The following is a 23,669-nucleotide window of genomic DNA, read 5'->3' as shown; positions in this document are numbered from 1 at the left end:
CATAGTCTCAATTTTCTAAATATTCTTAAACTTATTGTACAAAAGTATAGCAATTCTTTGCATTTTCATAAACTTTTCCATAGAATAGGTATACATTACATACAATGGTAGAATTTGCCATAATAATAATTGAAAATCAACGGAGATACATAGATATGAACATCAATAGTTTATTACAAGATTCGTCTAAACATTTACCAATCTTGCAAGCAACTTTTGGTTTGGAAAGAGAAAGCTTGCGGATTAATCAACAAGGCAAAATTGCTCAAACAAGCCACCCAACCTGTCTTGGAAGTCGTTCTTTTCACCCTTATATTCAGACAGATTATAGTGAAGCTCAGCTGGAACTCATTACTCCTATCGGGCAGTCAACCAAAGATGCCCTACGTTTTTTAGGAGCCATTACAGACGTTGCAGGGCGCTCAATTGATAAGGATGAATACCTCTGGCCTTTATCAATGCCACCTCAAGTCAGTGAAGATGAGATTCACATTGCTCAATTAGAAGATGATTGGGAGCGTCATTATCGTAAACATCTAGCTAAGGTTTATGGCAAAAAATTACAATCTATGTCTGGCATTCATTACAATATGGAGCTGGGAAAAGATTTGGTCGCTGCGCTTTTCCAACAAAGCGGCTATGATTCGCTCATCACCTTTAAAAACGACCTTTATCTAAAATTAGCTCAAAATTTCTTGCGTTATCGTTGGCTTCTAACCTATCTTTACGGAGCTTCGCCAATCGCTGAACAAAGATTTTTAAGTCACAAATTAGCTCAACCTGTTCGTTCTATTCGAAATAGTCAGTTTGGTTATGTGAACCACAAAAATATTCAAGTTTCTTATCAAAGTCTTGAAAAATATATTACTGATATCGAGCATTACGTAACTTCTGGTCAGCTTATTGCTGAAAAGGAATTTTATTCTGCTATTCGCCTACGTGGTAGCAAACACATCCGTGATTATTTAACACAAGGCATCACTTACCTTGAAGTACGCTGCTTTGACCTTAATCCTTTTGATCATCGTGGAATCACCCAAGAAACACTTGATACTGTTCATCTTTTCGTTCTTGCTCTTCTCTGGCTTGATAGTAGCTCTGCTATTGACCAAGATATCGCTAAGGCTACTGAGCTTAATAATGTCATTGCTCTTAGCCACCCGCTTGAAAAATTACCACAAGAAGCACCTATTTCAGAAATCTTATCAGCTATGCAAGGCGTGATTGAACATTTTGACTTGCCATCTTATTACCAAGAATTGTTAAATCATGTCAAAGAACAAATCAAGAATCCTGAATTAACTATTGGAGGACGTTTACTAGAAAAAATTGATAATCTTTCATTAGAAACATTTGGTCAAAAACAAGGACAAGCTTTCCACGAGTATGCCCTTAAAGCTCCCTATGCTCTTAAAGGGTATGAATCAATGGAACTCTCTACTCAAATGTTAATGTTTGACGCTATCCAAAAAGGCCTTCACCTGGAAATCCTTGATGAGAATGATCAATTTATTAAATTATGGCATGACGATCATATTGAATACGTTAAAAATGCCAATATGACTGCTAAGGACAGCTACATTACACCACTTATTATGGAAAATAAAGTGGTTACTAAAAAACTCCTCGCTCAAGCAGGATTTCCTGTTCCAGCTGGCCAAGAATTCAGCGATAAAGACAGTGCGCTCCGCTATTTCTCACAAATCAAAAATAAAGCTATCGTCGTTAAACCTAAATCAACTAACTTCGGTCTGGGAATTTCTATTTTTAAAGAACCAGCTGAACTGACAGCGTATCAAAAAGCCTTAGATATTGCATTTTCTGAAGATGATACCGTCTTAGTTGAAAACTTTATCGCAGGTACCGAATACCGTTTCTTCGTTCTTGATGGTAAATGCGAAGCTATTGTCTTGCGCGTGGCAGCAAATGTCGTTGGCGATGGCAAACACACCATCGCCCAATTGGTAGAACTCAAAAACCAGAGTCCTCTTCGGGGCCGCGGTCACCGCTCACCACTTGAAATCATTGACTTGGGAGCTGTCGAGCGTCTCATGTTAGAACAACAAGGTTACACTCCTGATGATATCCCAGCAAATGGTGTCAAAGTTGATTTACGCCGTAACTCTAATATCTCAACAGGTGGCGACTCCATTGACGTGACAGATATCATGCCAGACGGCTATAAAGAATTAGCTGCGCAAATGGCTAGCGCTGTCGGTGCTTGGGTCTGTGGTGTTGACTTGATTATCCCAGACAAGACCTTACCAGCCAGCAAAGAAAATCCCAACTGCGCTTGTATCGAATTAAACTTTAACCCAGCCATTTACCTACATACCTACTGCCACGAAGGACCAGGACAAGCCCTCACACCTAAAATTCTAGCCAAACTTTTCCCAGAACTTTAAGCTCAAAAATAATCTTCGTCAAAGTACAGTCATTGCTTGTCATTATTCCCCTTTTTGCGATAAAATAAATACAATCTTAGATAGAAATGGATTGAATGAGTTTATGTCAAGACCTAGAAATAGTGCCGGAGGATTAATCACTATTATTATTGGCGTTATCCTTCTTATCGCTTTACTCGAAAGCTTACTTGAAATTATTATACCAATTGCCCTTATCGGTGGTATTGGATTTGGCGTTTATTATTTGGCGACCAAGCAATCACGCTTAGAAAAAGTAAATACCAAACAACGTCTTCAAGACTTAAAAGATAATATTCGCGTCGCTGATCGTCAGTCAAAACTTCTAGACAATTACCTCGATGAAAAAAACTACACACAATATGTCGTTGTGGCGCGCCAGCTATTGCCACAAATTCGTCATATTAAAAGTGAAGTTACTAACCTTAAGGCTAAAATGGACCTCAAAATCTATAAACGTGTCCTTAAAAAAGCCGAATCAGTCGAAAATGATATTCTCTTGCAACTGGATAAATTGGATATCTCTCCAACGACAGCAAATGCTTCTAAGGAAGAAACAGATTTACTAAAACTTGCTCCAGAGTTGGCTCATCTTTATAACAACATTCAGCAAGATCACCTTACCATTTTGAAAAAAATTGAAAAAGCTGATAACCGTGAAGAGCTTACTGCTCTGCATGAAGCTGATATGGAACGATTCCATGATATTTTAGATGGCTACCTCAAAATTAAAAGAGCTCCTAAGAATTACTACAATGCTGAGGAGCGCCTAGCAAAAGCAAAAGCTGCTATGGAAAAATTTGATTTAGCACTTGATGAGACCCTTAGAAAACTTAACGAAAGCGACTTGAAAGACTTTGACATTAGCCTACGCATGATGGCTGATGACGATACTAATTTGTAATTTAGCTCTGACAAAGGAAATTATTTATGGCTGATACATTTAATTTTGACATTGATAAAATCGCTGATAATGCTATTACAAAAACTGACAAAACAACAGAACTTATCGTAGCAACTGACACCGCCTCAACTGGACAAGTCTCTTTTTACGATAAGTTGACTCCTGAACAACAAACTGCTATTACCGCTAAAGCGCCAGCTTTGGTTGATAATTTTGTTGCTGACCAGAATGCACTGCTTGATTTTGGAACATCTGCTGTTGAAGAAGTTAACACGACTGTCAATCGCATTTTGGCAGAACAAAAGAAACTGGAAATTCCGCAAGTTGACGACCTGCTCAAAAATGCTAACCGTGAATTGAATGGCTTCATTGCTAAATATAAAGATGCTACACCTGCTGAGCTTGAAAAGAAACCGAATTTCTTCCAAAAACTTTTCAAACAAAGTAAAAATAGCTTGCAAGAATTCTACTTTGATTCACAAAATATTGAACAAAAAATGGATGGCATGGCTGCCGCTGTTGTTAAACAAGAAGAAACCTTAGCACGCAACATCGTCTCTGCTGAGATGCTGATTGAAGATAATAACAAATCGATTGAAAACCTTGTCGGTGTGATTGCTTTTATCGAAGCTTCTCAAACAGAAAGTGCTAACCGCGCACAAGCCCTTCAAAATGAACTGGCAACACTAGATAGTGCAACACCAGAATATCAAACAAAATCTGACGAACTAGCTCGGATGACTGAGGTTATCAATACACTGGAACAACAGCACACTGAATATCTCAGTCGCCTTTACGTGGCTTGGACAACAACGCCTCAAATGCGTAACATGGTCAAAGTGTCATCAGACATGCGCCAAAAACTTGGTATGCTTCGTCGCAACACCATTCCGACAATGAAATTGTCAATTGCCCAGCTCGGCATTTTGCAACAATCAGTTAAATCTGGTGTGACTGCTGATGCCATTGCCAATGCTAATAACGCTGCTCTTCAAATGCTTGCTGAGACTAGCAAGGAAGCTATTCCTATGCTGGAACGCACTGCTCAAAGCCCAACGGTTTCTATCCAGTCTGTCACAGCTCTTGCTGAAAGCCTCGTTGAACAAAATAACGGCATTATCGCCGCTATCGACAACGGTCGTAAACAACGTGCCCAACTCGAAGCAGCTGTCGTCAAATCAGCAGAAACTATCAACGACTCTGTCAAAATCCGTAACCAAAAAATCGTCGAAGCCCTTCTTAACGAAGGCAAAGAAAGCCAAGAAGAAGTCGAAAGAACAGACATTGCAGAAGAATAATAACAGTAAAAAGGCAAGGAAAACCTCGCCTTTTTTATCTTCTCATTTTTCACTGGATGATTACGCTTTACAGCTCACAATACTAGCCCATCAATTTTGCTTTGTGTTATAATATTCTTATGGATAAACTTATAAAATCAATTTCAAAATCTGGTTCTTTCCGTGCTTATGTGCTTGATAGCACTGAGACTGTCAGAACTGCTCAAGAAAAACATCAAACACTTTCTAGCTCTACAGTTGCTCTAGGTAGAACGCTTATCGCCAATCAAATCCTAGCTGCCAATCAGAAAGGAGACAGCAAAGTAACCGTCAAAGTCATTGGTGATAGCTCACTAGGTCACATCATCTCTGTGGCTGATACTAAAGGACACGTTAAAGGCTACATCCAAAACACTGGCGTTGATGTTAAGAAAACTGCTACTGGTGAAGTCATGGTCGGCCCATTCATGGGGAACGGTCAATTCGTTGTTATTACCGATTACGGTACTGGTAACCCATACACATCTTCAACACCACTTGTCTCAGGTGAAATCGGTGAAGATTTGGCTTTTTATTTGACTGAATCTGAACAAACACCTTCTGCTGTTGGACTTAATGTCCTTCTTGATGACGATGATAAAGTTGAGGTTGCCGGTGGCTTTATGTTGCAAGTTCTTCCAGGTGCATCTGAAGAAGAAATCAACCGCTACGAAAAACGTATCCAAGAAATGCCTGCCATTTCAAAACTCTTAGAATCTGATGACCACATCGAAGCTCTTTTAAAAGCTATCTACGGCGAAGACGAATATAAAGTTCTTGCTGAAGATGAAATTGGCTTTAACTGTGACTGTTCACGTGAACGTTTCGAAGCTGCTCTTGTCACTCTTGGCAAAGACGAGCTTAAAGCTATGAAAGACGAAGACCACGGTGCTGAAATCACTTGCCAATTCTGTGGTAAAACTTACAACTTCACTGAAGATGACTTGGAGGAATTAATCAATGACTAAACTCAGCTCATCATTTATGATTGGTGATGTTGAAATTCCTCACCGTACGGTTCTAGCACCCATGGCAGGGGTGACAAACTCTGCTTTTCGTACTATTGCCAAAGAATTTGGAGCTGGCTTAGTCGTAATGGAGATGATTTCCGAAAAAGGTCTCCTTTACAATAACGAAAAAACCCTTCACATGCTTCACATTGATGAAACTGAACATCCAATGTCTATCCAATTATTTGGTGGAGACGCGGATGGTTTGAAACGTGCAGCTGAGTATATTCAAGAAAATACAAAAGCTGACATCGTTGACATCAATATGGGCTGTCCTGTCAATAAAGTTGTCAAAAATGAAGCAGGAGCAAAATGGCTCAAAGACCCTGATAAGATTTATCATATCATCGATGAAGTCACTTCTGTTCTTGATATTCCATTAACTGTTAAAATGCGTACAGGCTGGTCAGACAGCGAACTGGCTGTTGAAAACGCACTGGCTGCTGAATCAGCTGGTGTGTCTGCTCTTGCTATGCATGGACGCACACGTGAACAAATGTATACTGGTAAATGTGACCATGAAACACTTGCTCGCGTCTCAAAAGCCATCACTAAAATTCCATTTATCGGAAATGGTGACGTGCGCAGCGTTCACGATGCTAAGTACATGATTGAAGAAATCGGTGTTGATGCTGTTATGGTTGGACGCGCAGCCATGAACAACCCATACATCTTCACTCAAATTAATCATTATTTTGAAACTAGTGAAGAGTTACCAGATCTTCCATTTGCCAAAAAATTAGACATCGCAGAAGATCACCTCAAACGTCTCATTGATCTCAAAGGTGAAAAAATCGCTGTCCGTGAATTCCGTGGTCTAGCTCCACATTACCTACGTGGTACTGCTGGCGCTGCCAAAATCCGTGGAGCCGTCTCACGCGCAGAAACAATCGACGAAGTCAAAGAAATCTTTAACAGTTTGCGATGAGAAAAAAAGTCCCTGAAACTTTCTCAGGGATTAAAAATAACCCCTACTGGTTTACCAGCAGGGGTTATTTTATTAAGCAATATCAAATTTGAGTTGTCCTTTAGAAACACCAATTTTAAGGGTATCTCCACTTGCTAGGTCGCCTGCTAGGATAAGTTCTGATAGTTTATCTTCGACTTTATCTTGCAGGGTACGGCGAAGAGGACGAGCACCCATTTCTGGGTCGTATCCAGCTTCAGCAAGGTATTTAAGCGCTGATGGTTGGAATTTAAGAGTGATATCTTTTTCAGCCAATGTTGCAATCAATGGTTTAACCATAATTTTAACAACATCACGCATATTTTCTTGTGTTAAGTGATGGAAGACAACTTTTTCATCAATACGGTTGATGAATTCTGGACGGTAAGCTTTCTTAAGTTCTTCCATGATACGTTTTTGCATAGCATCATAATCATGAGCCATGTCACGCGCCCCAAATCCAACTGTCTTATCATCACGAAGGGCAGTCGCACCAAGGTTTGACGTCATGATAATAATAGTGTTTGAGAAGTCAACTTTACGACCACGACTGTCTGTCAACACGCCATCATCCAAAACTTGAAGTAAGACATTGAAAATATCTGGGTGAGCTTTTTCAACCTCATCAAAAAGAAGCACTGAATAAGGTTTGTTGCGAACTTTTTCAGTCAATTCGCCACCTTCTTCATAACCAACGTATCCTGGAGGAGCTCCGTTAAGACGACTAGCCGCAAATTTTTCCATGTACTCAGACATGTCAAAACGAATAAGTGCTGATTCATCATCAAAGAGAAGTTCAGCCAAAGCTTTAGCTAATTCAGTCTTACCAACACCAGTAGGTCCCAAGAACATGAATGACCCAATTGGACGTTTTCCTGTGCGGATACCTGCTTGATTACGACGAATAGCACGGCTAATCGCTGAAATAGCAGCATCTTGACCAATCACACGTTTGTGAAGCTCTTTTTCAAGCGTCAAATATTTCTTGCTGTCAGCCTGTGTCATTTTCTCAACAGGAATACCTGACAAACGACTAAGAGTTGCCATAATGTCATCTTCTGTCACAGCTGTTGGCTTACGTGTCACAGCTTTACGTGATGCTTTTAGCAATTTTGTAGCTTTTTTGAAATCACCTTCTAAGATAGCTTGGTCAGCTGGAGTTAAGTCAGAAGGTGTTTCTTTTTTCACCAAACCTTGAACAGTTGCACTAGCTTCATCAAGCAAATCAATAGCTGAATCTGGTAGATTTTTACTTGTCAAATAACGGTGTGCAGCTTTAACAGCCGTCAACACAGCTTGATCAGAAATCGTCACATTATGGAAAGTTTCGTAAGATTTCTTAAGCCCAAGTAAAATTTGATAAGCATCTTCAACACTTGGTTCTTCAATCATAATTTTCGCAAAACGACGTGAAAGAGCCGCATCTTTTTCGATGTGTTTTTGGTATTCTTCTTGAGTTGTCGCACCAACCATGTGAAGCGTACCACGTGCAAGAGCAGGTTTCAAGATATTAGCAGCATCCAAAGTACTATCAATACCTGAACCAGAACCCATAATAGTGTGCACTTCATCGATGAATAAAATGATGTGACCATCTTCTTCGATATCTGAGATGATTTGGTTCATGCGTTCTTCGAAATCACCACGGAAACGAGTCCCCGCAACAACACTCATCATATCAAGCTCTAAGACACGCATGTCTTGAAGCTCATAAGGAATTTCACCATTAACAATACGCTGCGCTAGACCATAAGCAAGGGCAGTTTTACCGACCCCTGCTTCACCGACCAAGACAGGATTATTTTTAGTTTTACGGCTAAGTACTTGAACCATGCGAGAGACTTCTTTTTCACGTCCGATAACTGGCTCAAGTTTTCCTTGACGAGCTAATTCAGTTAAATCACGAGTGAAGTCTGATAATTCTCCCGCAGTTGACTGAGGTTTCATCATTTCTGAGAAAGCTCCGCCCATTGTAGCTTTTTTGGGTTTGCGAAGATCGTGAATAGCTTTGATTTTTTCTTTAGTAAATCCAGCATTACGTGACAATGATTTACGCAAATCAAGCAAGCGTGCTGAATCACCATCTTCTTTATTTTTAAATCCAGCAACTTCCAAAAGACGTGTCGCAAACAAATCGAGATTCAACAACATAGCATAAAGGACATGCTCTGTTCCGACTTCAGTGCTGCCAGTCACTTTGCAAATTGACTCAGCAAAAGCTAAGACGTCTTTTAAGGCTTTAGATTGTTCTAAGAACTGCACATTTTTCACATCTGACAATGGTGATTTTCCGAGCGCCAAAACTGCTGCCGCTTCGTACTCTTCGTAAGCAATCTTATTTTGGTATTCAGCAAATGTTAACCCTGCCACTGAATCATGAACAGCTACCATGGCTAAAAGCACATGCCAACTTTCTAAATATGGGCTTTCAAATCGCGCCGCCTGATACTGGGCGATACTGAAAACCTCCTGCATTTTCATTGAATATTCACTCATAAATGGAATCCTTTTCTATCTAATCTTTGTAAGATTTTTCGCAACATACGCGCACGAATTTCAGGAGCATCTTTTCCCAAAACCTCATCAGTCGCTGTTGCTAAAATCAGATTTCCTTCACGTTCACTAATAATTTTTTCGTCAAAAAGTAATTGAATCAAATCTGTAAAGACTTGCTCGCTGATACGTTCACCGATATTTGCCATAAGGTTGTCAAACATTTGGTGTTGGTCTGAAAATCGCACTCTAGCAATGCGAATATAGCCACCACCACCACGCTTACTTTCGACTGTATAGCCACGACTTTCTGTAAAACGTGTTTTGATCACGTAGTTAATTTGGCTAGGAACAACTTGAAAGGCATCTGCCAAGTTTGACCGCTTAATCTCAGCAATACCTGATTGGGCAAGTAATTGCTTGATGTATTCTTCAATACTATCAGATGTATTTTTTGCCATTAGCTTCCTCCTTTTCAAGATTAAAGACCATTTCAAGATGGACTCTCTTTGACTATAACTGACTAATATTATAACAAAAATATCACTTTTTATAAACGAAAATACACCAAATGACCTACCCTCGTAAGCTTTTCTCACCATTTAAAATAAATAGCGCTTATTAAGCAATAGTATTTTACTATTAGAACAGATTTTAGTTGAGTTTGTTTCCTAGATAAGATACAATTAACCTTGTAACAAATGAAAGGTTTCAAGTAATGAACTATATTATTACATTTTTAATCGGCATGGTCCCACTTATTGAGCTTCGTGGTGCTGTTCCTTATGCTATCGCAACTGGTATTCCAATGTGGCAAGCACTGATTATCGGGGTTGTTGCCAACATGCTTCCAGTTCCAATTATCTTCTTCTTTGCTCGCCGTGTTTTAGAGTGGGGAGCTGATAAACCTGTTATCGGCGGTTTCTTTACTTGGTGTTTGAAAAAAGGTCACAAAGGTGGTAAAAAACTTGCAGATACTGCTGGTGACAAAGGAATTTTCATTGCTCTTCTTCTCTTTGTAGGAATTCCAATTCCTGGAACAGGAGCTTGGACAGGAACACTTGCCGCTTCAATTCTTGACTGGGACTTCAAACGCAGTATTACAGCTGTTATGCTAGGGGTTATCCTTGCAGGCTTAATCATGGGAACACTAACCGTTCTTGGTTTGGGTGCTTTATCTTAATTTGAAAAACTAAGAGCTTGGAAATTCCAAGCTCTTTAATGTTGCACACAAAAAAAGAAGACCACTAAGTGATCTTCTTTTTATATTAGCAAGCTATTCTTATTTGTTAAGAGCTGCTGCCATTGTAGCTGCAACTTCTGATTCAAAGTCGTTAGCTGCTTTTTCGATACCTTCACCAACTTCGAAACGAGCGAAAGTAACAACTTTTGCGTTTACTGAATCAAGGTATTGTTCAACAGTTTTGCTGTCGTCCATGATGTAAACTTGTGCAAGAAGTGTGTATTGTTGGTCAACTTTAGTGTTGTCAAGCATGAAGCGAGCCATTTTACCAGGGATGATTTTATCCCAGATTTTTTCTGGTTTACCTTCAGCTTTAAGTTCTGCTTTGATATCTTCTTCAGCTTGAGCGATGATTTCATCAGTCAATTGTGATTTAGAACCAAATTTCAAGTGTGGAAGAGCTGGTTTGTTAACCATTGCACGTGATTCGTTATCAAGATCGATAGCGTGGTTCATTTGAGCCAATTCATCGTGGATGAATTGTTCATCAAGTTCTTTGTATGAAAGAACTGTTGGTTTCATAGCTGCAACGTGCATTGAAACTTGTTTTGCAAGAGCTTCGTCGCCACCTTCAAGAACAGTGATAACACCGATACGTCCACCGTTGTGTTGGTAAGCACCGAAGTGTTGTTCGTCAGTTTTTTCGATAAGTGCAAAACGACGGAATGAGATTTTTTCACCGATAGTTGCAGTTGCGTTAACGTAAGCTGCTTCCAAAGTATCACCTGAAGCCAAAGTTACTTTAAGTGCTTCTTCGTTGTTAGCAGGTTTTTGTTCAGCGATAGCTTTAGCTGTTTCTTTAACCAATTCAACGAATTGTGCGTTTTGAGCAACGAAGTCAGTTTCAGCGTTAACTTCAACAACTGCTGCAACGTTACCGTCAACGTAAGTACCAGTCAAACCTTCAGCAGCAACGCGGTCAGCTTTTTTAGCTGCTTTAGCCATACCTTTTTCACGAAGCAATTCAATTGCTTTTTCCATGTCACCGTCAGTTTCAACAAGTGCTTTTTTAGCGTCCATGACACCAGCACCTGATTTTTCACGCAATTCTTTTACTTGAGCTGCAGTAATTGCCATTTTTATGTCCTCCAGGATTTTTTTGTTTACCAAATAATAAAAACGAGACAGAGCGGTTTGCTTTCTGCCCCGTTTTAAAGCATATCAAAGACTGTTAAGCCTCTAATCTTATTCGTTGTCGCCTTCTACAACTTCAACGATTTCTTCGATTGAATCAGCTTTTGCTTCTGCTGCAAAATCAGCGTCAGCATCTTCACCTTGGCGTCCTTCGATAACAGCGTCAGCCAATTTAGAAGTGATCAATTTAACGGCGCGGATAGCGTCATCGTTAGCTGGGATGATAACATCGATATCATCTGGATCAGCGTTAGTATCAACCATAGCTACTACAGGGATACCAAGTTTTTTAGCTTCTTTAACAGCGATTTGTTCTTTGTGTGGGTCAACAATGTACATTACGTCTGGAATACGTGGCATATCTTCGATACCGCCCAAGAATTTTTCAAGACGAGCACGTTGTTTGTTAAGAAGAGCAACTTCTTTCTTAGGAAGAACTTCAAAAGTTCCATCTTCTTCCATACGTTTGATTTCTTTCAAACGAGCGATACGTTTTTGGATAGTATCCCAGTTTGTAAGAGTTCCACCCAACCAACGGTGGTTGATGTAGTATTGACCTGCGCGTTCTGCTTCTTCTTTAACAGCATCAGCAGCTTGTTTTTTAGTACCAACAAACAAGATTACAGCGTCGTTAGCAGCTGCATCACGAACGAATTCGTAAGCTGCGTCAGCCATTTTTACAGTTTGTTGAAGGTCGATAACGTGGATACCGTTACGTTCTGTGAAGATGTATTTAGCCATCTTAGGGTTCCAGCGACGAGTTTGGTGACCGAAGTGAACACCAGCTTCAAGAAGTTGTTTCATTGAAATTACTGCCATGAGTAGTTTCTCCTTTATAAAATGTTTTTTTCCTCTTCCAGACTTCATCTTGCAAATCCACTCACGATGAGCAACAGACTCACAATACATCCAGAATGAGTATTTGTTGCATAATACAACTATCATAGTTTACCATAAAAGCAAGCTATTGGCAAGCCATATGCGGCTTGAAAGAGTTTTTATTTTAGGCTTTTTGGAGCCTTTTGATAACTGAAAATAACCACTAAATTTTCACGATTTTTTCCAAGATAAAAACAAAAAAAGCTCGATTAATCGAGCTTACTTGGCATTATGAAGGCGGTAGACGGATTTGAACCGACGATCAAGCTTTTGCAGAGCCGTGCCTTACCACTTGGCTATACCGCCATAACAGATAATATTTTACCCTAAAATCAAAAACACGTCAAGCCTAATTCGTGAAATTCTGAAAGAGGTTTATGAAAATAAAAGAATTCACAGCTTTACCCTTGAAATTTCAACAATCTATGATAGAATACTAAAAATATTTGGAGGTGGTTTATGAAAAAACTAAGTCCTAACAGTCACATTCGCGTACTCAGTCCGTCAGATTCAATTGCTCGCTTGGGTGGATTTGAAGCCAATCTTTCTGCCAAAGAAACGTTAGAAAATCTAGGATTTCGTGTGTCATTTTCAGAACATTATTTAGAATCTGATATGCTCTATTCTTCTTCAATCAAGAGCCGTGTTGCTGATTTGCACGCTGCTTTTGCTGATGACTCTGTTGATGCTATTCTGACTACGATTGGTGGTTTTAATTCTAACGAACTGTTGCCCTATCTTGACTACGACTTAATTACCAAACGCCCTAAAATCATCTGTGGGTATTCGGATTCGACAGCTTTTTTGAATGCTATTTTTGCTAAAACTGGAAACCTCACTTACATGGGACCATCATATTCTAGTTTTAAAATGAAAGAAGGTCAAGATTACCAGAGCAAGGCTTGGTTAAACGCCATGACAAAATCAGCTTATGACCTTGTTCCAAGTCAAGAGTGGTCAAGCGACCCTTGGTATGACCCAACACAACCACGTCATTTTATGCCAACAGAATGGAAAATTTACAACGCAGGGAAAGCTTCTGGCACCATTATTGGTGGAAATTTATCTACTTTTGGACTTCTTCGCGGAACACCTTACGCCCCTCAAGTCAACGATTATGTCCTTTTCTTAGAAGAGGCAGAAGAAGATGACTATCATGATTTTGACCGCAATTTAGCAGCCATTTTACAAGCTTACCCCAATCCAAAAGCGGTGCTTATCGGACGCTTCCCAAAGGAATGCCAAATGACACCCGAAATACTACCTATATCCTAGACAAGCACCCACTTCTTAAAACCATTCCTGTCATGTATGACCTTGATTTTGCCCACACTCAGCCACTCTTTACAATCACTATCGGCGCCCAAGCAAGCATTGACACTGATGAATTATCTATCCATATCAAGGAATAAAACTCCCCTGTAATGAATCACAATTCAGAAAACTAAAGAAGTTACAATAAAAAATAGAATAGTTGATGTTAAAAACCTCAATTCAAAAATACGCCCTTTCGTTTTAAAACGAAGTGGCGTATTTATTTATCTTTCAGCTTTGACTAAAGGCAATCATTTTGTCTAGGATTTTAACCAGACGTTTTTCTTGATTTTTAGTCATTTTATCTTTAGTGGCATCATGGTCATCGACCGTACCAACGTGAACTTTAACATCTCCTGAACTATTAATTGCAACGACAAAAGGAACGTATAATTTGTCTTCTTTGGTATAAGTTTGAGAGAATTTTTTCACGATAGCATTGTCAGCGTCGCTATAATGTTTACCTCGAACATCGACTGTATAGGCTTTAACATGGTCTGCTTGTAATTCCTTGTCTAAGACAGGCAATAACTCAACACACCACGGACAGGTTGGAAAGCCAAAATAATACATGCCTTGTTCTTTAGCTTCTAAGCGACTAACCACATCATCTGGATTATCTTTAACCAGCTGAGCCGTTTCATCAACATAAGCACTTGTTCCGTTTAATTTATTGGTAACGATATAACCACCAACAAAAATAATCGCAAACAAAATGATAAAGAGACCAAGTTTCATTTTTTTATTTTTCACTATTTTTCTCCTTTTGAATTAGCTGAACAATTGACAGTAAAATCACCTCGCCATCTGCTGTGAATGGTAAGAGGTTAAACAGATTCATTAGACAAGTTACCTTCAATACGAGGGTGTAGTAATTTAGAGGGATTAAAATGCCAATTAGAGTTAACAGAAATGGGGATATAAAAGCAATTAAGAAATTGTCTAAGGGACAGTTTTGATTTCTATACTCCACTTGAAAAGCCAGAACACCAACGTGTTTAAAACACGCTTGGTAATGCAGTGCTCGTGCCACCAAGTAATGCAATATCTCATGTAATCCGACCGCAGCATAAACTGACAGAATCGCAATAACAACTAAACTAAACAAGTCAATCATGTTTCGTTTCGCTGAATTTATCAGTGAGATAAGTTAGAGCACAGACAAGGCAAAAATAAATGATAAATGCAATTAATGTTTGCCAAGACAAGCCAAATGTTGTGGAAATCTTGTGCTCAGTAATTTTGTTATCAATGGTGATGCCTAACAAAGTTTTTACTGAAGCTGACGATCCGCCAAGCTGAAATAATTTCCAAAGGCTTGTAAACACAACTAAGGCAGCGTAGGTCACTACACTAATCCCTAGACAACGACTAAAATCTTTCATATCTCAACCTCCTAAGAAGACTATAGTGAATACCTGCTAATAGGATAATAACTATCAAACCCAAGCTTGCGTTTTTCACAACAAGCGTGACTAAGATAAAAATAATCCCTAATAAAAACATTGACGTGGTCTCATTGAGATTTCCGCGTGATTTTGGAAAAAGATAGCCCAGCATCAAAGCAGATTGAGCAAAAGCAACTGACACCATCACTTGGTTAATAGTAGCTAAATGAAAGGCAAAGCAAATCAATAAAGGTATTTCCAACAATACAAGAAGCAAATACTGACCAAAGTATTCTTCCCATACTGTAATCCGCAGGAGATTATACTGATGTCGGAAATCCTCTGTGCTATCGCCATGTGAAAGTAATAATAAACCATTAAACGCAAGCAATGTTGGTAAGACTGCCAGAACTGCTTTTACACCACTCTGATAAGCCATAATGCCAATAACAATCACAGGAAAAATCAAATAATACCAATTTGTTTTATAACGAAAGGTGACTTTATCAAGAACAGGTACCTTAATAAAGCGACTGCGACTAGTAACTAAAGTATCAGCCAAAGGCAAATGCAAAAGCAAATAAACAGCGACAACTAGACAGCAAAAACTACCAAGGAATGCTCCTAGAATCAACTCATGAATGGAAAATGGAGAAGAAGCTAATCGTGATTCTAGTGCATAACGCCATTGAAAGAAATAAGCCAAACTAGTTATTAAAATTAGATTTGCTAGGAGTAGTTTAATCACAAGCAAGTGTTTTATCTGATTTTGCAAAAGCCTGTCTAGCCCTAAAGATAAGCATTCTAAGCTGATGATAACAAGAAAGAACGAAAAATGTTGACTAAGGAAAAACAAGCCAAAATCTCCCACAGAAGTTGTAACCAACTTGATAGCAGGCGTTGCAATGATCATGACTAATTCATAAATCCCAACCATTAGCAACAAACGAAACAAAGAGTAAGCCCTTTGAATATCACGCTTTCGAAATGGTAAAGCTTTAACGAAATACAAAGATGTCTTATCCAAAGCCAAGGTTGTCTCAACGAAAAGAAAGGACAAGCACCCCAAGACAAGAGTATTGCTGAAATAGCTAAAAAAGATTTGTTTTTGCCCAGTTTCCAAAATAGCAAGAGGAACATTTGTTCTGATGAATGATATTTTTGCCAGCTCTTTCATGTTGTAGAGATAATACAAAATATAAAGCAGACATAGGAAAGTGACAAAGGAACGTCTTACCCATTTTGATTTGAAAATTGGGCGATTTAAGAAACCTTTCAAAGCATTATTCAGAAACATTGTCATCAAAAGTTGCGTATCTTTGAATGAACGTGATTTTATCATGAACAGACTCCGTGCGTAACACCTCTGCTTCCAATTGACTAGCATCGCCAGTAAAAGGAACTAATTTCCCATTAGACATCAAAAAGATATGGTCACAAAAGTGATTGATTATGGTCATATTATGTGAAATTAAGACAAAACTGCGATAATCAAGTAAAGCCTGAAATAGTTTTACTGTAATCAAAGTGGTTTCAAAATCCAAGCCATTAAAAACTTCATCTCCCAAAACATAAGGAGCATTTGATAAGACAGCAGCGATAATTTGAACTTTCTTTTTCATCCCAAAAGAATAAGATTCTAAAAGCTGATTCTTAGCTTCCTTCAAATCATATAATTCAAAGAAAGAATCGACCTTATCAAGGTCTGCATTTGGATAACGCGCCAAAACGAATTGAATGTATTCATTTCCTGTCATGTAATCCGGAAGATAAAAATCAGATGGAATGTAAAAGACTTGCTCCTTGAAGGCATCAGATTGATTATGGTGACTATCAATCCAAATCTCTCCTTCACTCGGGCGTTTCAAACCAACGACACAATCTAGAAATGTCGTCTTTCCACTGCCATTAATACCAACAATAACACTCACTTGTCTTTCAGGAAAAGTCACTGAAATATCATTTAAAACCAAGCGCTTATATGTTTTAGATAAGTGTTCAATCTTAATCATAAATTCCTTATTCTAACACCTTCTCTTAAAAATAAAGAGAAGAGCGATATTATTTAGTACAGTTAAATGTTACGTGAATAACGTCAGGAACACCTAACTTGATTCCGCCAGCAAAATTCCCTGATTGTGACGTACAATAAGCCGCATAACCAATAACTGCAATGACAGAAACAAGAGCGCAAACTGCCCAAACCCACTTAACAGTCACTTTTGAAGCATATTTAGCTTGCAAAGCAACCAAGTAGTTATCCATAAATCCTAACATAATCTTATGTTTTCCTTTCAACTTTTTAAAAATAAGAGGACAAAAAATGCCCATAAAAATGGCAAATCACTCTTATCTATCAGGTGTTCTTTTTCGAAAAATAATTACCGATAATGTAAACTATCTAAACAGATTACACTAGCATCATATCATCCGAAAGTTAAGATTTCTGAAAATTGTATATTTGCTTAACAAAAAAAGTTTATTTGCGTATTTGCAAATAAACCGATTTTAATATTTTCGCTGATACAATGAAGACATAACATTAAGGAGGATACTACTAATGCTTAAACTAACCCTTAAACCATTACTTAAAACAGTCGTTCTGGTACTTCCATTCTTTGTATATTACCCGTAAAACCCATTCAAAATAATCAATCAGCCCCAAGTAATAACATTTATCCCTTCCCCTGCCCTAATAAATGTTGTTACTCACAAAACTTATGAATAATACGTAATATATAAAATTTGGAGGATACTTATTATGTTTACATTGAAAAAAACTGCTAAACAATTGGTTAAATATACTTTTATTGCCCCTGCTGTTGCAGTAACATTAATGATTGTATGGTTCTAATAAGTCATATATTATTACTAACTATTTTCTATAATTTACATTATCACAATATTCTAGATAAATTCATTCTTAAGAAAGCAACCATCGTAGGATTTCCAATTTCTTCAACACAGTCAATAAAGTGCTCTAATTCCGATATATCTTTAGAGTCACTTTCAATATGTGCAATGATTTTCCTTAAAAATTTAATAAAAGTCATTGCAAACATATCCTGATAGTTGATTATTTTTTCTAAAGCCTCAATAAAATAATTGGCTTGATAAATCCTACGATAACCAAGCAGCAACAGGATAAGATTCAAGAAAACGACTTCTGCATTTTTTTTGTGACTTGGCAATGACAAATAGACCTTATCTCTATCCACAAAAGCTTTTCCCAAAAAAATCAAATCTGACTCTGACAGAATAGACATAGTATTACAAAAAACAAGTAATTCATACTCTGTCCACTCTTCAATTTCATAAAGATAAGTAGTCAGAAAAGTCTTTTCTTCTTCTGTGATTTCATAAGTAGGATCGAGAGTGTGAATAGATGTTTTTATAATTAATTTATTCAATCGATTATAGACATCAAATACCTCGGTTTCCTTATCTGACTCCAACAAGCTACGCAACCCATCAATGTCTTGCTTATTGTATAGCTCTGCAGTCTTATTTACCAAATGATACAATTTCGGTTCTTGATAGTTATTAATCGCGTGGCCGAATTCTGAGAAGGTCATGTGGATTCCTGAGATGGCGATTAAGAGTTTGTCTGCGGCAAGCATGGATTGGCCATTTTCAAAACGTGAGAGTTGAGATACCGAAAGGTTTTCTCGTGCAACGTCTTTTAGTTTCAAACCACGCGCGATTCGCAGTTCGCGATAAAGTTCACCCAATTGCATTGATTTTTCGAGTTTCATACAGTCTCCTTTTTTGAATCTATGATTTTCAAATTCTCCCAGTAAGAAAGGTCTTTAGCTGTTATCCTAAACAACTTAGAAAAATCATAGTCTATATTTCTATTTTAAAAATCTAGGTATATTCTAGGTATACTAATGTTTATTGTATCACATTTTTAAAAAAGGAATAGCAAAAAACAAGAACTTGGTTAAACCAAGTTCTTGTTTCTAACGATTTTCTGGGTAATAACTTACCAAATAATCACACGATTTTCTGGTGCACGCCACATTGGGTCACCTGCTTTGATGTCAAATTCTTCATGGAAGTCATCGAAGTTTGGCAATGTGACATTGGTACGAAGTTTGGCTGGCGCATGCACATCAATGCTTGCTAGCATTTGCATGTATTCATCACGCGCCTTCATGCGCCAAATAGTTGCAAAATTGATAAAGAAATCTCGTGCTGAGAAATCGTCATCTTGTTTTGCAGCCTCAAGCGCACAAGCCACACCGCCAAGGTCAGCCACATTTTCAGAGACTGTCAATTTACCATTGACCTTAGCACCATAAGAATCTAACCCATCAAATTGTTCAACGATTTTATCGGTACGTTCTGTGAAGGCTTTGTAATCTGCTTCTGTCCACCAGTTGTTTAGGCTACCATTTTCATCAAATGAAGCACCGTTGGTATCAAAGGCATGTGAGATTTCATGAGCGATAACTGCTCCAATCCCACCATAGTTAGCTGATGAACTTTGTTCCAAGCTATAAAATGGAGCTTGTAAGATAGCTGCTGGAAAGACAATTTGGTTTTGTTGTGGGTCATAATAAGCATTGACCATGTGTGCTGGCATGTGCCATTCACTACGGTCAACAGGCTTGTTCCACTTGCTCCAGCTGTGTGCGATAGAAATCTTAGCGAGGTTACGTGCATTTTCAACGAGCGACAAAGACTCATCAATGATTTTCTTCGCATAAGTTTCTGGTAATTTTTCCGGATAACCAATATGAGGCGTGATGACATTGAGTTTAACAATCGCTTTATCACGTGTTTCTTTGGCTAACCAATCTGCAGATGCTAGACGTTTCTTGTAAACATCAATCATCGTCGCAACCTTATGCTCTACATCAGCTTTTGCTTCAGGTGAGAATTTTTGACCTGCATACCATAGGCCAAGAGCTTGGCTATACGCACCAGATGCTAGATAATAAGCTGCTTTCTTCTTATCCATGGCTTGTGGTGTTCCTGAAAGAGCACGACTGTAAGTCCCTGAAAGCACTCGAATCTCATCTGTCAAATAGCTGTTGTAGCTTGTCGCTGCTGAAACAATCAAATCTGCTTTAAGCAATTCCCAGTTCTTTTCAGAATAATATTCTGCCGCAAATTCTTTCCAAAAACGTTCTTCTGGAACAATGACTTTGTCAGGAATTTCCCCAAGAATTTGTGTGAAGATGCTATCCAAAGGAAGATTTGGTGCTAGTTTGGTAAAATCAGCCCAGTCATAAGGATGATAAAGCTTAACATACTCAGAAGATTCTTCGCGTGACAAGACATATTTGGCTAATTTGGCATCAAGTTCGATGGTTTTATCCAGCAAATCTTTGATTTCTTCTGCTGAAAAATCAAATTTTGCTAGCAATTCTTCTTGCATGTGACGCCATGTCGCTAACAATTCTTTTCCTTTTTCATTGTCTTCTGCGTAGTAAGTCGTATCTGGCAAGATTGTTCCAGGCGCTTCTGCCCATAGCACATTTAGCTGCGCATTCATGAAATCTGGCGCCACACCAAATGGAAATTCATTTGGTTTTCCAGCCATTTCAAAATCCGCAATTTGTCCGGCAAAATCTGCAAAAGAAGCCAATTTCTTATATTCTTCAATCAAAGGAAGAACTGGTGCTACACCAACAGCTTCACGTTTTTCATAATCTGATGTCATGCGGTGGAATTTAACAAAATTTTGCAAAATGCTATCGTCTGGAAGATTTTTACCAGCCAACCACTCATCCGTGGTTGCTAGCATTAAGTCTTCAATCTCATCAGCTAAATCTGAAAAACCACCAGTACGCGGTTTATCATCAGGAATGACAGCTGTCTTTTCCCATTCGCCGTTGACGGCTTCATAAAAATCATCTTGGTATCGAGTCATAGGAATCTCCTTCTAATCTGTTAAGAACATTCTATCAAAAATTCAGAAGAATAACAGTTACAAGGATTTTCAAAGATAAATTTCCAAGCTCTGCTTTTATCGCCCAAACAAAAAAATCCAAAAGCCAGCCTATCTCTAAGCCAACTTTTGGATAACTCACAACTTAGTATCGCAGTTTACGATAAACGGTAATCACCAACAAAAGCAAAATGAAGATAAAGATTGCTAAAATCGGTGCAACCAATAACGGTTCAACACGACTAGCCTCAGAAATCACACGCGCATTCTTAATTTTATTTGAAATACGGTGACCACGCACCAAGAGACGGTGACTATTAACACCATAAGGCGTACACGTCACCAAGGTCACATAATCTTGATTTGGGTCAATGGCTAGCGCTGAAACATCATCTGGCAAGACCGTCAGAATTTGGTCAACCTCATAAGTCAAGGTTTCATCTAAGACCTGAATCATGAAGGTATCACCATCAACCAAACGGTCGATGTCTGTAAAGAGCTTAGCCGATGGCAAACCACGGTGACCTGAAATCACAGCGTGTGTTCCCTTGCCACCAACCGGTAAAGATGTTCCAGGAATATGACCAACAGCGACCTGCAAAATCGCATCATCCGTACCATGGTAGATTGGCAAAGTCGTGTTAATCTTTGGAATTTCGACGTAAGCCATAATTCCTGTACCAGTCACATCAAGGGTTTTATTATAAACAGACTTCTCAGCATTTGATAAATTCAAATCAGGCATAACACCCTTAGCTAAGGTCTGATTATAAGCCTTGGCATCTGCTAACATCTTATCTTTCTTATCTTGACCCATGTCCTGAACCTTCTGGACATATCCTGCTACCGCTTCTGATTGGTGAAATGAATTCCAATAATCGCTAACTGTCGGATACAACAAGAGGGACAGCCCGATTATTAAGATAAAAATAAGTGAATTTGTCAAAAAATTTTCTTTGAACTTTTTCAACATACTAAAGAGCTCTCCCCAACGTTGCAAGAGTAAAGGGAGTAGAAAGAAAGCTTAATGCTACTTGCCACTCCCTTTGTCAGATTAACAAGGTTAATCAATTATCAATGCTTGCTAACCCAACGTTTACAAACTAATCTTATGCTTATTTAGCAGCATCCATACGTTTTTTAGTGATAAGAAGAATAGCTGCGACAAGAACAAGGATTGAACCAACAACGTAAAGGATTGTTGTACCCATACCACCAGTTGATGGAAGAAGTGAACCTTTACGGTTGACGATACCAGCAGTCAATGAACCGTCAGCTTTGTTAGCATCAAATTCTGCTACACCTGATGTGACATCACCTGAAAGTTTAGTCAATTGAGGGTCATCTGATTTAACATCGTATTCAGCGTTGATTGTGAATTCGATTGGTTTGATTGTGTTGTAACCATCTGGTGTAGTTGTTTCTTCAAGTTTGTAGTTACCAGCGTCAAGACCTTTGAATTCGAAGCGTGTAACTTCACCAGCTGAAATAGCTTTTACAGTGTTCCAGTTACCATCTTTATCTTTTTTATAAAGTGTGAATCCAGCACCTTTCAAAGCTTCATTATTTTCATTAAGTTTGTTAATGATTGTTTGGTAAGTGAAGACTTTTACAGTATCTTTTGGAGTTTTACCAGTGTCTTTTGGTTTAGTTGTACCACCACCAGTATCATTAGGGTTGTTTGAGTATGTCAATTCAACGCTGTTTGGGTTACCTGCTGAACCAAGAACAGCTTTATCATTAAGAGTTGCGTTGTATTCTACAGTAACTTCTTTATCGTCTTTTGAGATGCCACTAACAGCTTTTACGTCAGTAATGATAACAGAAAGTGTTGTTGTACCATCTTGATTTTCTGTTTTACTTACTTGGTATTGATCTTCTTTAAGAATTGTATTATCTGCTTTTACCAAAGTGATTTTATCAAAAGTTAAACCTGCAGACAATGTATCTGTAAATTCTACATAATAGTGTTCATAATCATCAATATGAATTGGAAGTGTTGCCTTCAATTGGAATGGAACTGTATCATTAATATCATAGTCAGCAGCATCTTGCCAATCAGTTGTTGTACCAGTTGAATCGTTAGTTTCTTTTACTTTCTTTTGAACAGTTGGTCTGTCGTTTTTAACTCGGGCAGTCACATCACCTGCAACTTCCATCATAAAACGAGTGTAAGCTGAATATTTATCATTTTGTGAAGCATCAGCATCTTTTACCAAGTAGTAACCAGGTGCACTAACTGTAAGAACAGCTTGTCCGTCTTTACTTTCTGCACTAGCTGCTGGAGTTTTAAGGTTAGCACCAGCTAGTTTTGAGAATGCTTTAGCATCATCTGAGTCTTCTTTTTGACCTGTAAGTTTATCGGCGATTTTAGCGGCATCTGATTCACCAGCATATGTGAAAGCATTAACATCATTACCCCATTGGATATCTGAAAGTGTCTTACCATCTGAAGCAAGCGTACCAGAAAATACTTGGTAAGCTTCGTAAGTATGACCATCTGCAACATGATCAATTGTCAACGTATAAGCGTATGCTTTCCCACCAACAAGGGCAAAAAGCGTTGCAGCCAAGGCTGCTAAGAATAATTTAAACTTCTTCATTATAAATTCCTTTTCCTTCTTTCTTTTTAAACCAAAAACTAAATTGTGTAAACTCCAAAATTGAAGTTACAACCTAAATCCTTACAGTAGTGAATCAGGCATCACCACCTTTACCAG

Annotated in this window: 19 protein-coding genes, 1 tRNA gene and 1 pseudogene; 7 read left to right on the top strand and 14 right to left on the bottom strand. The window is 38.4% G+C overall.

Annotation, left to right across the window (positions count from 1 at the left end; translation table 11 throughout):
• The first annotated feature begins 155 nt into the window (after positions 1 to 155).
• The 5 genes from gshAB to dusB all read left to right on the top strand — a co-directional run bounded on the left by gshAB (position 156) and on the right by dusB (position 6,581).
• On the top strand, positions 156 to 2,405 hold the full coding sequence (gene gshAB / locus BMX18_RS06635) for a bifunctional glutamate--cysteine ligase GshA/glutathione synthetase GshB (RefSeq protein ID WP_093815719.1): 2,250 nt from the start codon (positions 156 to 158) through the stop codon (positions 2,403 to 2,405).
• A gap of 103 nt (positions 2,406 to 2,508) precedes the next feature.
• On the top strand, positions 2,509 to 3,327 hold the full coding sequence (locus tag BMX18_RS06630) for a hypothetical protein (RefSeq protein WP_074564576.1): 819 nt from the start codon (positions 2,509 to 2,511) through the stop codon (positions 3,325 to 3,327).
• A 26-nt stretch (positions 3,328 to 3,353) separates the two neighbouring features.
• Positions 3,354 to 4,625 (top strand): toxic anion resistance protein, encoded by a 1,272-nt coding sequence (locus BMX18_RS06625; protein ID WP_074564578.1) that lies wholly within the window; start codon positions 3,354 to 3,356, stop codon positions 4,623 to 4,625.
• Positions 4,626 to 4,744: 119 nt separating this feature from the next.
• Positions 4,745 to 5,611 (top strand): Hsp33 family molecular chaperone HslO, encoded by an 867-nt coding sequence (gene hslO, locus BMX18_RS06620; RefSeq protein ID WP_074564580.1) that lies wholly within the window; start codon positions 4,745 to 4,747, stop codon positions 5,609 to 5,611.
• Positions 5,604 to 6,581: a tRNA dihydrouridine synthase DusB gene (gene dusB / locus BMX18_RS06615; RefSeq protein ID WP_074564582.1), complete on the top strand. Its 978-nt coding sequence runs from the start codon at positions 5,604 to 5,606 to the stop codon at positions 6,579 to 6,581. Before hslO ends, dusB begins: the two co-directional genes overlap by 8 nt.
• 72 nt (positions 6,582 to 6,653) lie before the next feature.
• Here the strand turns inward: dusB and BMX18_RS06610 are convergent, their stop codons facing one another.
• Positions 6,654 to 9,095: an ATP-dependent Clp protease ATP-binding subunit gene (locus tag BMX18_RS06610; protein ID WP_093815717.1), complete on the bottom strand. Its 2,442-nt coding sequence runs from the start codon at positions 9,093 to 9,095 to the stop codon at positions 6,654 to 6,656.
• On the bottom strand, positions 9,092 to 9,553 hold the full coding sequence (locus BMX18_RS06605; protein WP_039696152.1) for a CtsR family transcriptional regulator: 462 nt from the start codon (positions 9,551 to 9,553) through the stop codon (positions 9,092 to 9,094). The genes BMX18_RS06610 and BMX18_RS06605 overlap by 4 nt, the downstream gene beginning before the upstream one ends.
• A 257-nt stretch (positions 9,554 to 9,810) precedes the next feature.
• Here BMX18_RS06605 and BMX18_RS06600 point away from each other — a divergent pair, with 257 nt between their 5' ends.
• A complete protein-coding gene (locus BMX18_RS06600; protein ID WP_074560991.1) occupies positions 9,811 to 10,275 on the top strand; it encodes a COG2426 family protein in 465 nt (154 codons plus the stop codon).
• Between the two features lie 99 nt (positions 10,276 to 10,374).
• On the opposite strand, the gene tsf is transcribed toward BMX18_RS06600, so the two are convergent.
• From tsf to BMX18_RS06585, 3 genes are all read right to left on the bottom strand, one after another.
• Positions 10,375 to 11,412 carry a translation elongation factor Ts gene (gene tsf / locus BMX18_RS06595; RefSeq protein ID WP_074869514.1) on the bottom strand — a complete coding sequence of 346 codons (1,038 nt, stop codon included), beginning with the start codon at positions 11,410 to 11,412 and terminating at the stop codon, positions 10,375 to 10,377.
• Between the two features lie 108 nt (positions 11,413 to 11,520).
• Positions 11,521 to 12,288, bottom strand: a complete 768-nt coding sequence (rpsB, locus tag BMX18_RS06590; RefSeq protein WP_021143273.1) for a 30S ribosomal protein S2 — start codon at positions 12,286 to 12,288, stop codon at positions 11,521 to 11,523.
• A gap of 295 nt (positions 12,289 to 12,583) precedes the next feature.
• Positions 12,584 to 12,654, bottom strand: a tRNA-Cys gene (locus tag BMX18_RS06585).
• A 153-nt stretch (positions 12,655 to 12,807) separates the two neighbouring features.
• On the opposite strand from BMX18_RS06585, the pseudogene BMX18_RS06580 reads away from it, so the two are divergent.
• A pseudogene (locus BMX18_RS06580) lies at positions 12,808 to 13,760 on the top strand (S66 peptidase family protein).
• 133 nt (positions 13,761 to 13,893) lie between these two features.
• Here BMX18_RS06580 and BMX18_RS06575 read toward each other — a convergent pair.
• From BMX18_RS06575 to BMX18_RS06530, 9 genes are all read right to left on the bottom strand, one after another.
• Positions 13,894 to 14,415: a transporter gene (locus BMX18_RS06575; protein WP_234787219.1), complete on the bottom strand. Its 522-nt coding sequence runs from the start codon at positions 14,413 to 14,415 to the stop codon at positions 13,894 to 13,896.
• 356 nt (positions 14,416 to 14,771) lie between these two features.
• On the bottom strand, positions 14,772 to 15,047 hold the full coding sequence (locus BMX18_RS06565; protein WP_074626771.1) for a hypothetical protein: 276 nt from the start codon (positions 15,045 to 15,047) through the stop codon (positions 14,772 to 14,774).
• Positions 15,034 to 16,392 (bottom strand): hypothetical protein, encoded by a 1,359-nt coding sequence (locus BMX18_RS06560; protein WP_257609275.1) that lies wholly within the window; start codon positions 16,390 to 16,392, stop codon positions 15,034 to 15,036. Before BMX18_RS06560 ends, BMX18_RS06565 begins: the two co-directional genes overlap by 14 nt.
• A complete protein-coding gene (locus BMX18_RS06555) occupies positions 16,334 to 17,062 on the bottom strand; it encodes an ATP-binding cassette domain-containing protein (RefSeq protein WP_093815715.1) in 729 nt (242 codons plus the stop codon). Before BMX18_RS06555 ends, BMX18_RS06560 begins: the two co-directional genes overlap by 59 nt.
• Positions 17,063 to 17,111: 49 nt before the next feature.
• A complete protein-coding gene (locus BMX18_RS06550; RefSeq protein ID WP_015695792.1) occupies positions 17,112 to 17,327 on the bottom strand; it encodes a hypothetical protein in 216 nt (71 codons plus the stop codon).
• 620 nt (positions 17,328 to 17,947) lie between these two features.
• Positions 17,948 to 18,805 carry a helix-turn-helix domain-containing protein gene (locus BMX18_RS06545; protein ID WP_093815713.1) on the bottom strand — a complete coding sequence of 286 codons (858 nt, stop codon included), beginning with the start codon at positions 18,803 to 18,805 and terminating at the stop codon, positions 17,948 to 17,950.
• 230 nt (positions 18,806 to 19,035) lie between these two features.
• Complete coding sequence (locus BMX18_RS06540; RefSeq protein WP_093815711.1) at positions 19,036 to 20,931, bottom strand: M13 family metallopeptidase; 1,896 nt, start codon at positions 20,929 to 20,931, stop codon at positions 19,036 to 19,038.
• 163 nt (positions 20,932 to 21,094) lie between these two features.
• Complete coding sequence (locus BMX18_RS06535) at positions 21,095 to 21,922, bottom strand: class C sortase (protein ID WP_093815709.1); 828 nt, start codon at positions 21,920 to 21,922, stop codon at positions 21,095 to 21,097.
• 142 nt (positions 21,923 to 22,064) lie between these two features.
• Positions 22,065 to 23,552 (bottom strand): isopeptide-forming domain-containing fimbrial protein, encoded by a 1,488-nt coding sequence (locus tag BMX18_RS06530; RefSeq protein ID WP_093815707.1) that lies wholly within the window; start codon positions 23,550 to 23,552, stop codon positions 22,065 to 22,067.
• Positions 23,553 to 23,669 lie beyond the last annotated feature (117 nt).

The sequence above is a fragment of the Streptococcus sp. 45 genome, assembly GCF_900108865.1.
In the GTDB taxonomy this organism is placed as follows: Bacteria; Bacillota; Bacilli; order Lactobacillales; family Streptococcaceae; genus Streptococcus; species Streptococcus ruminicola.
This window is presented reverse-complemented; position numbering and strand designations above follow the sequence as displayed.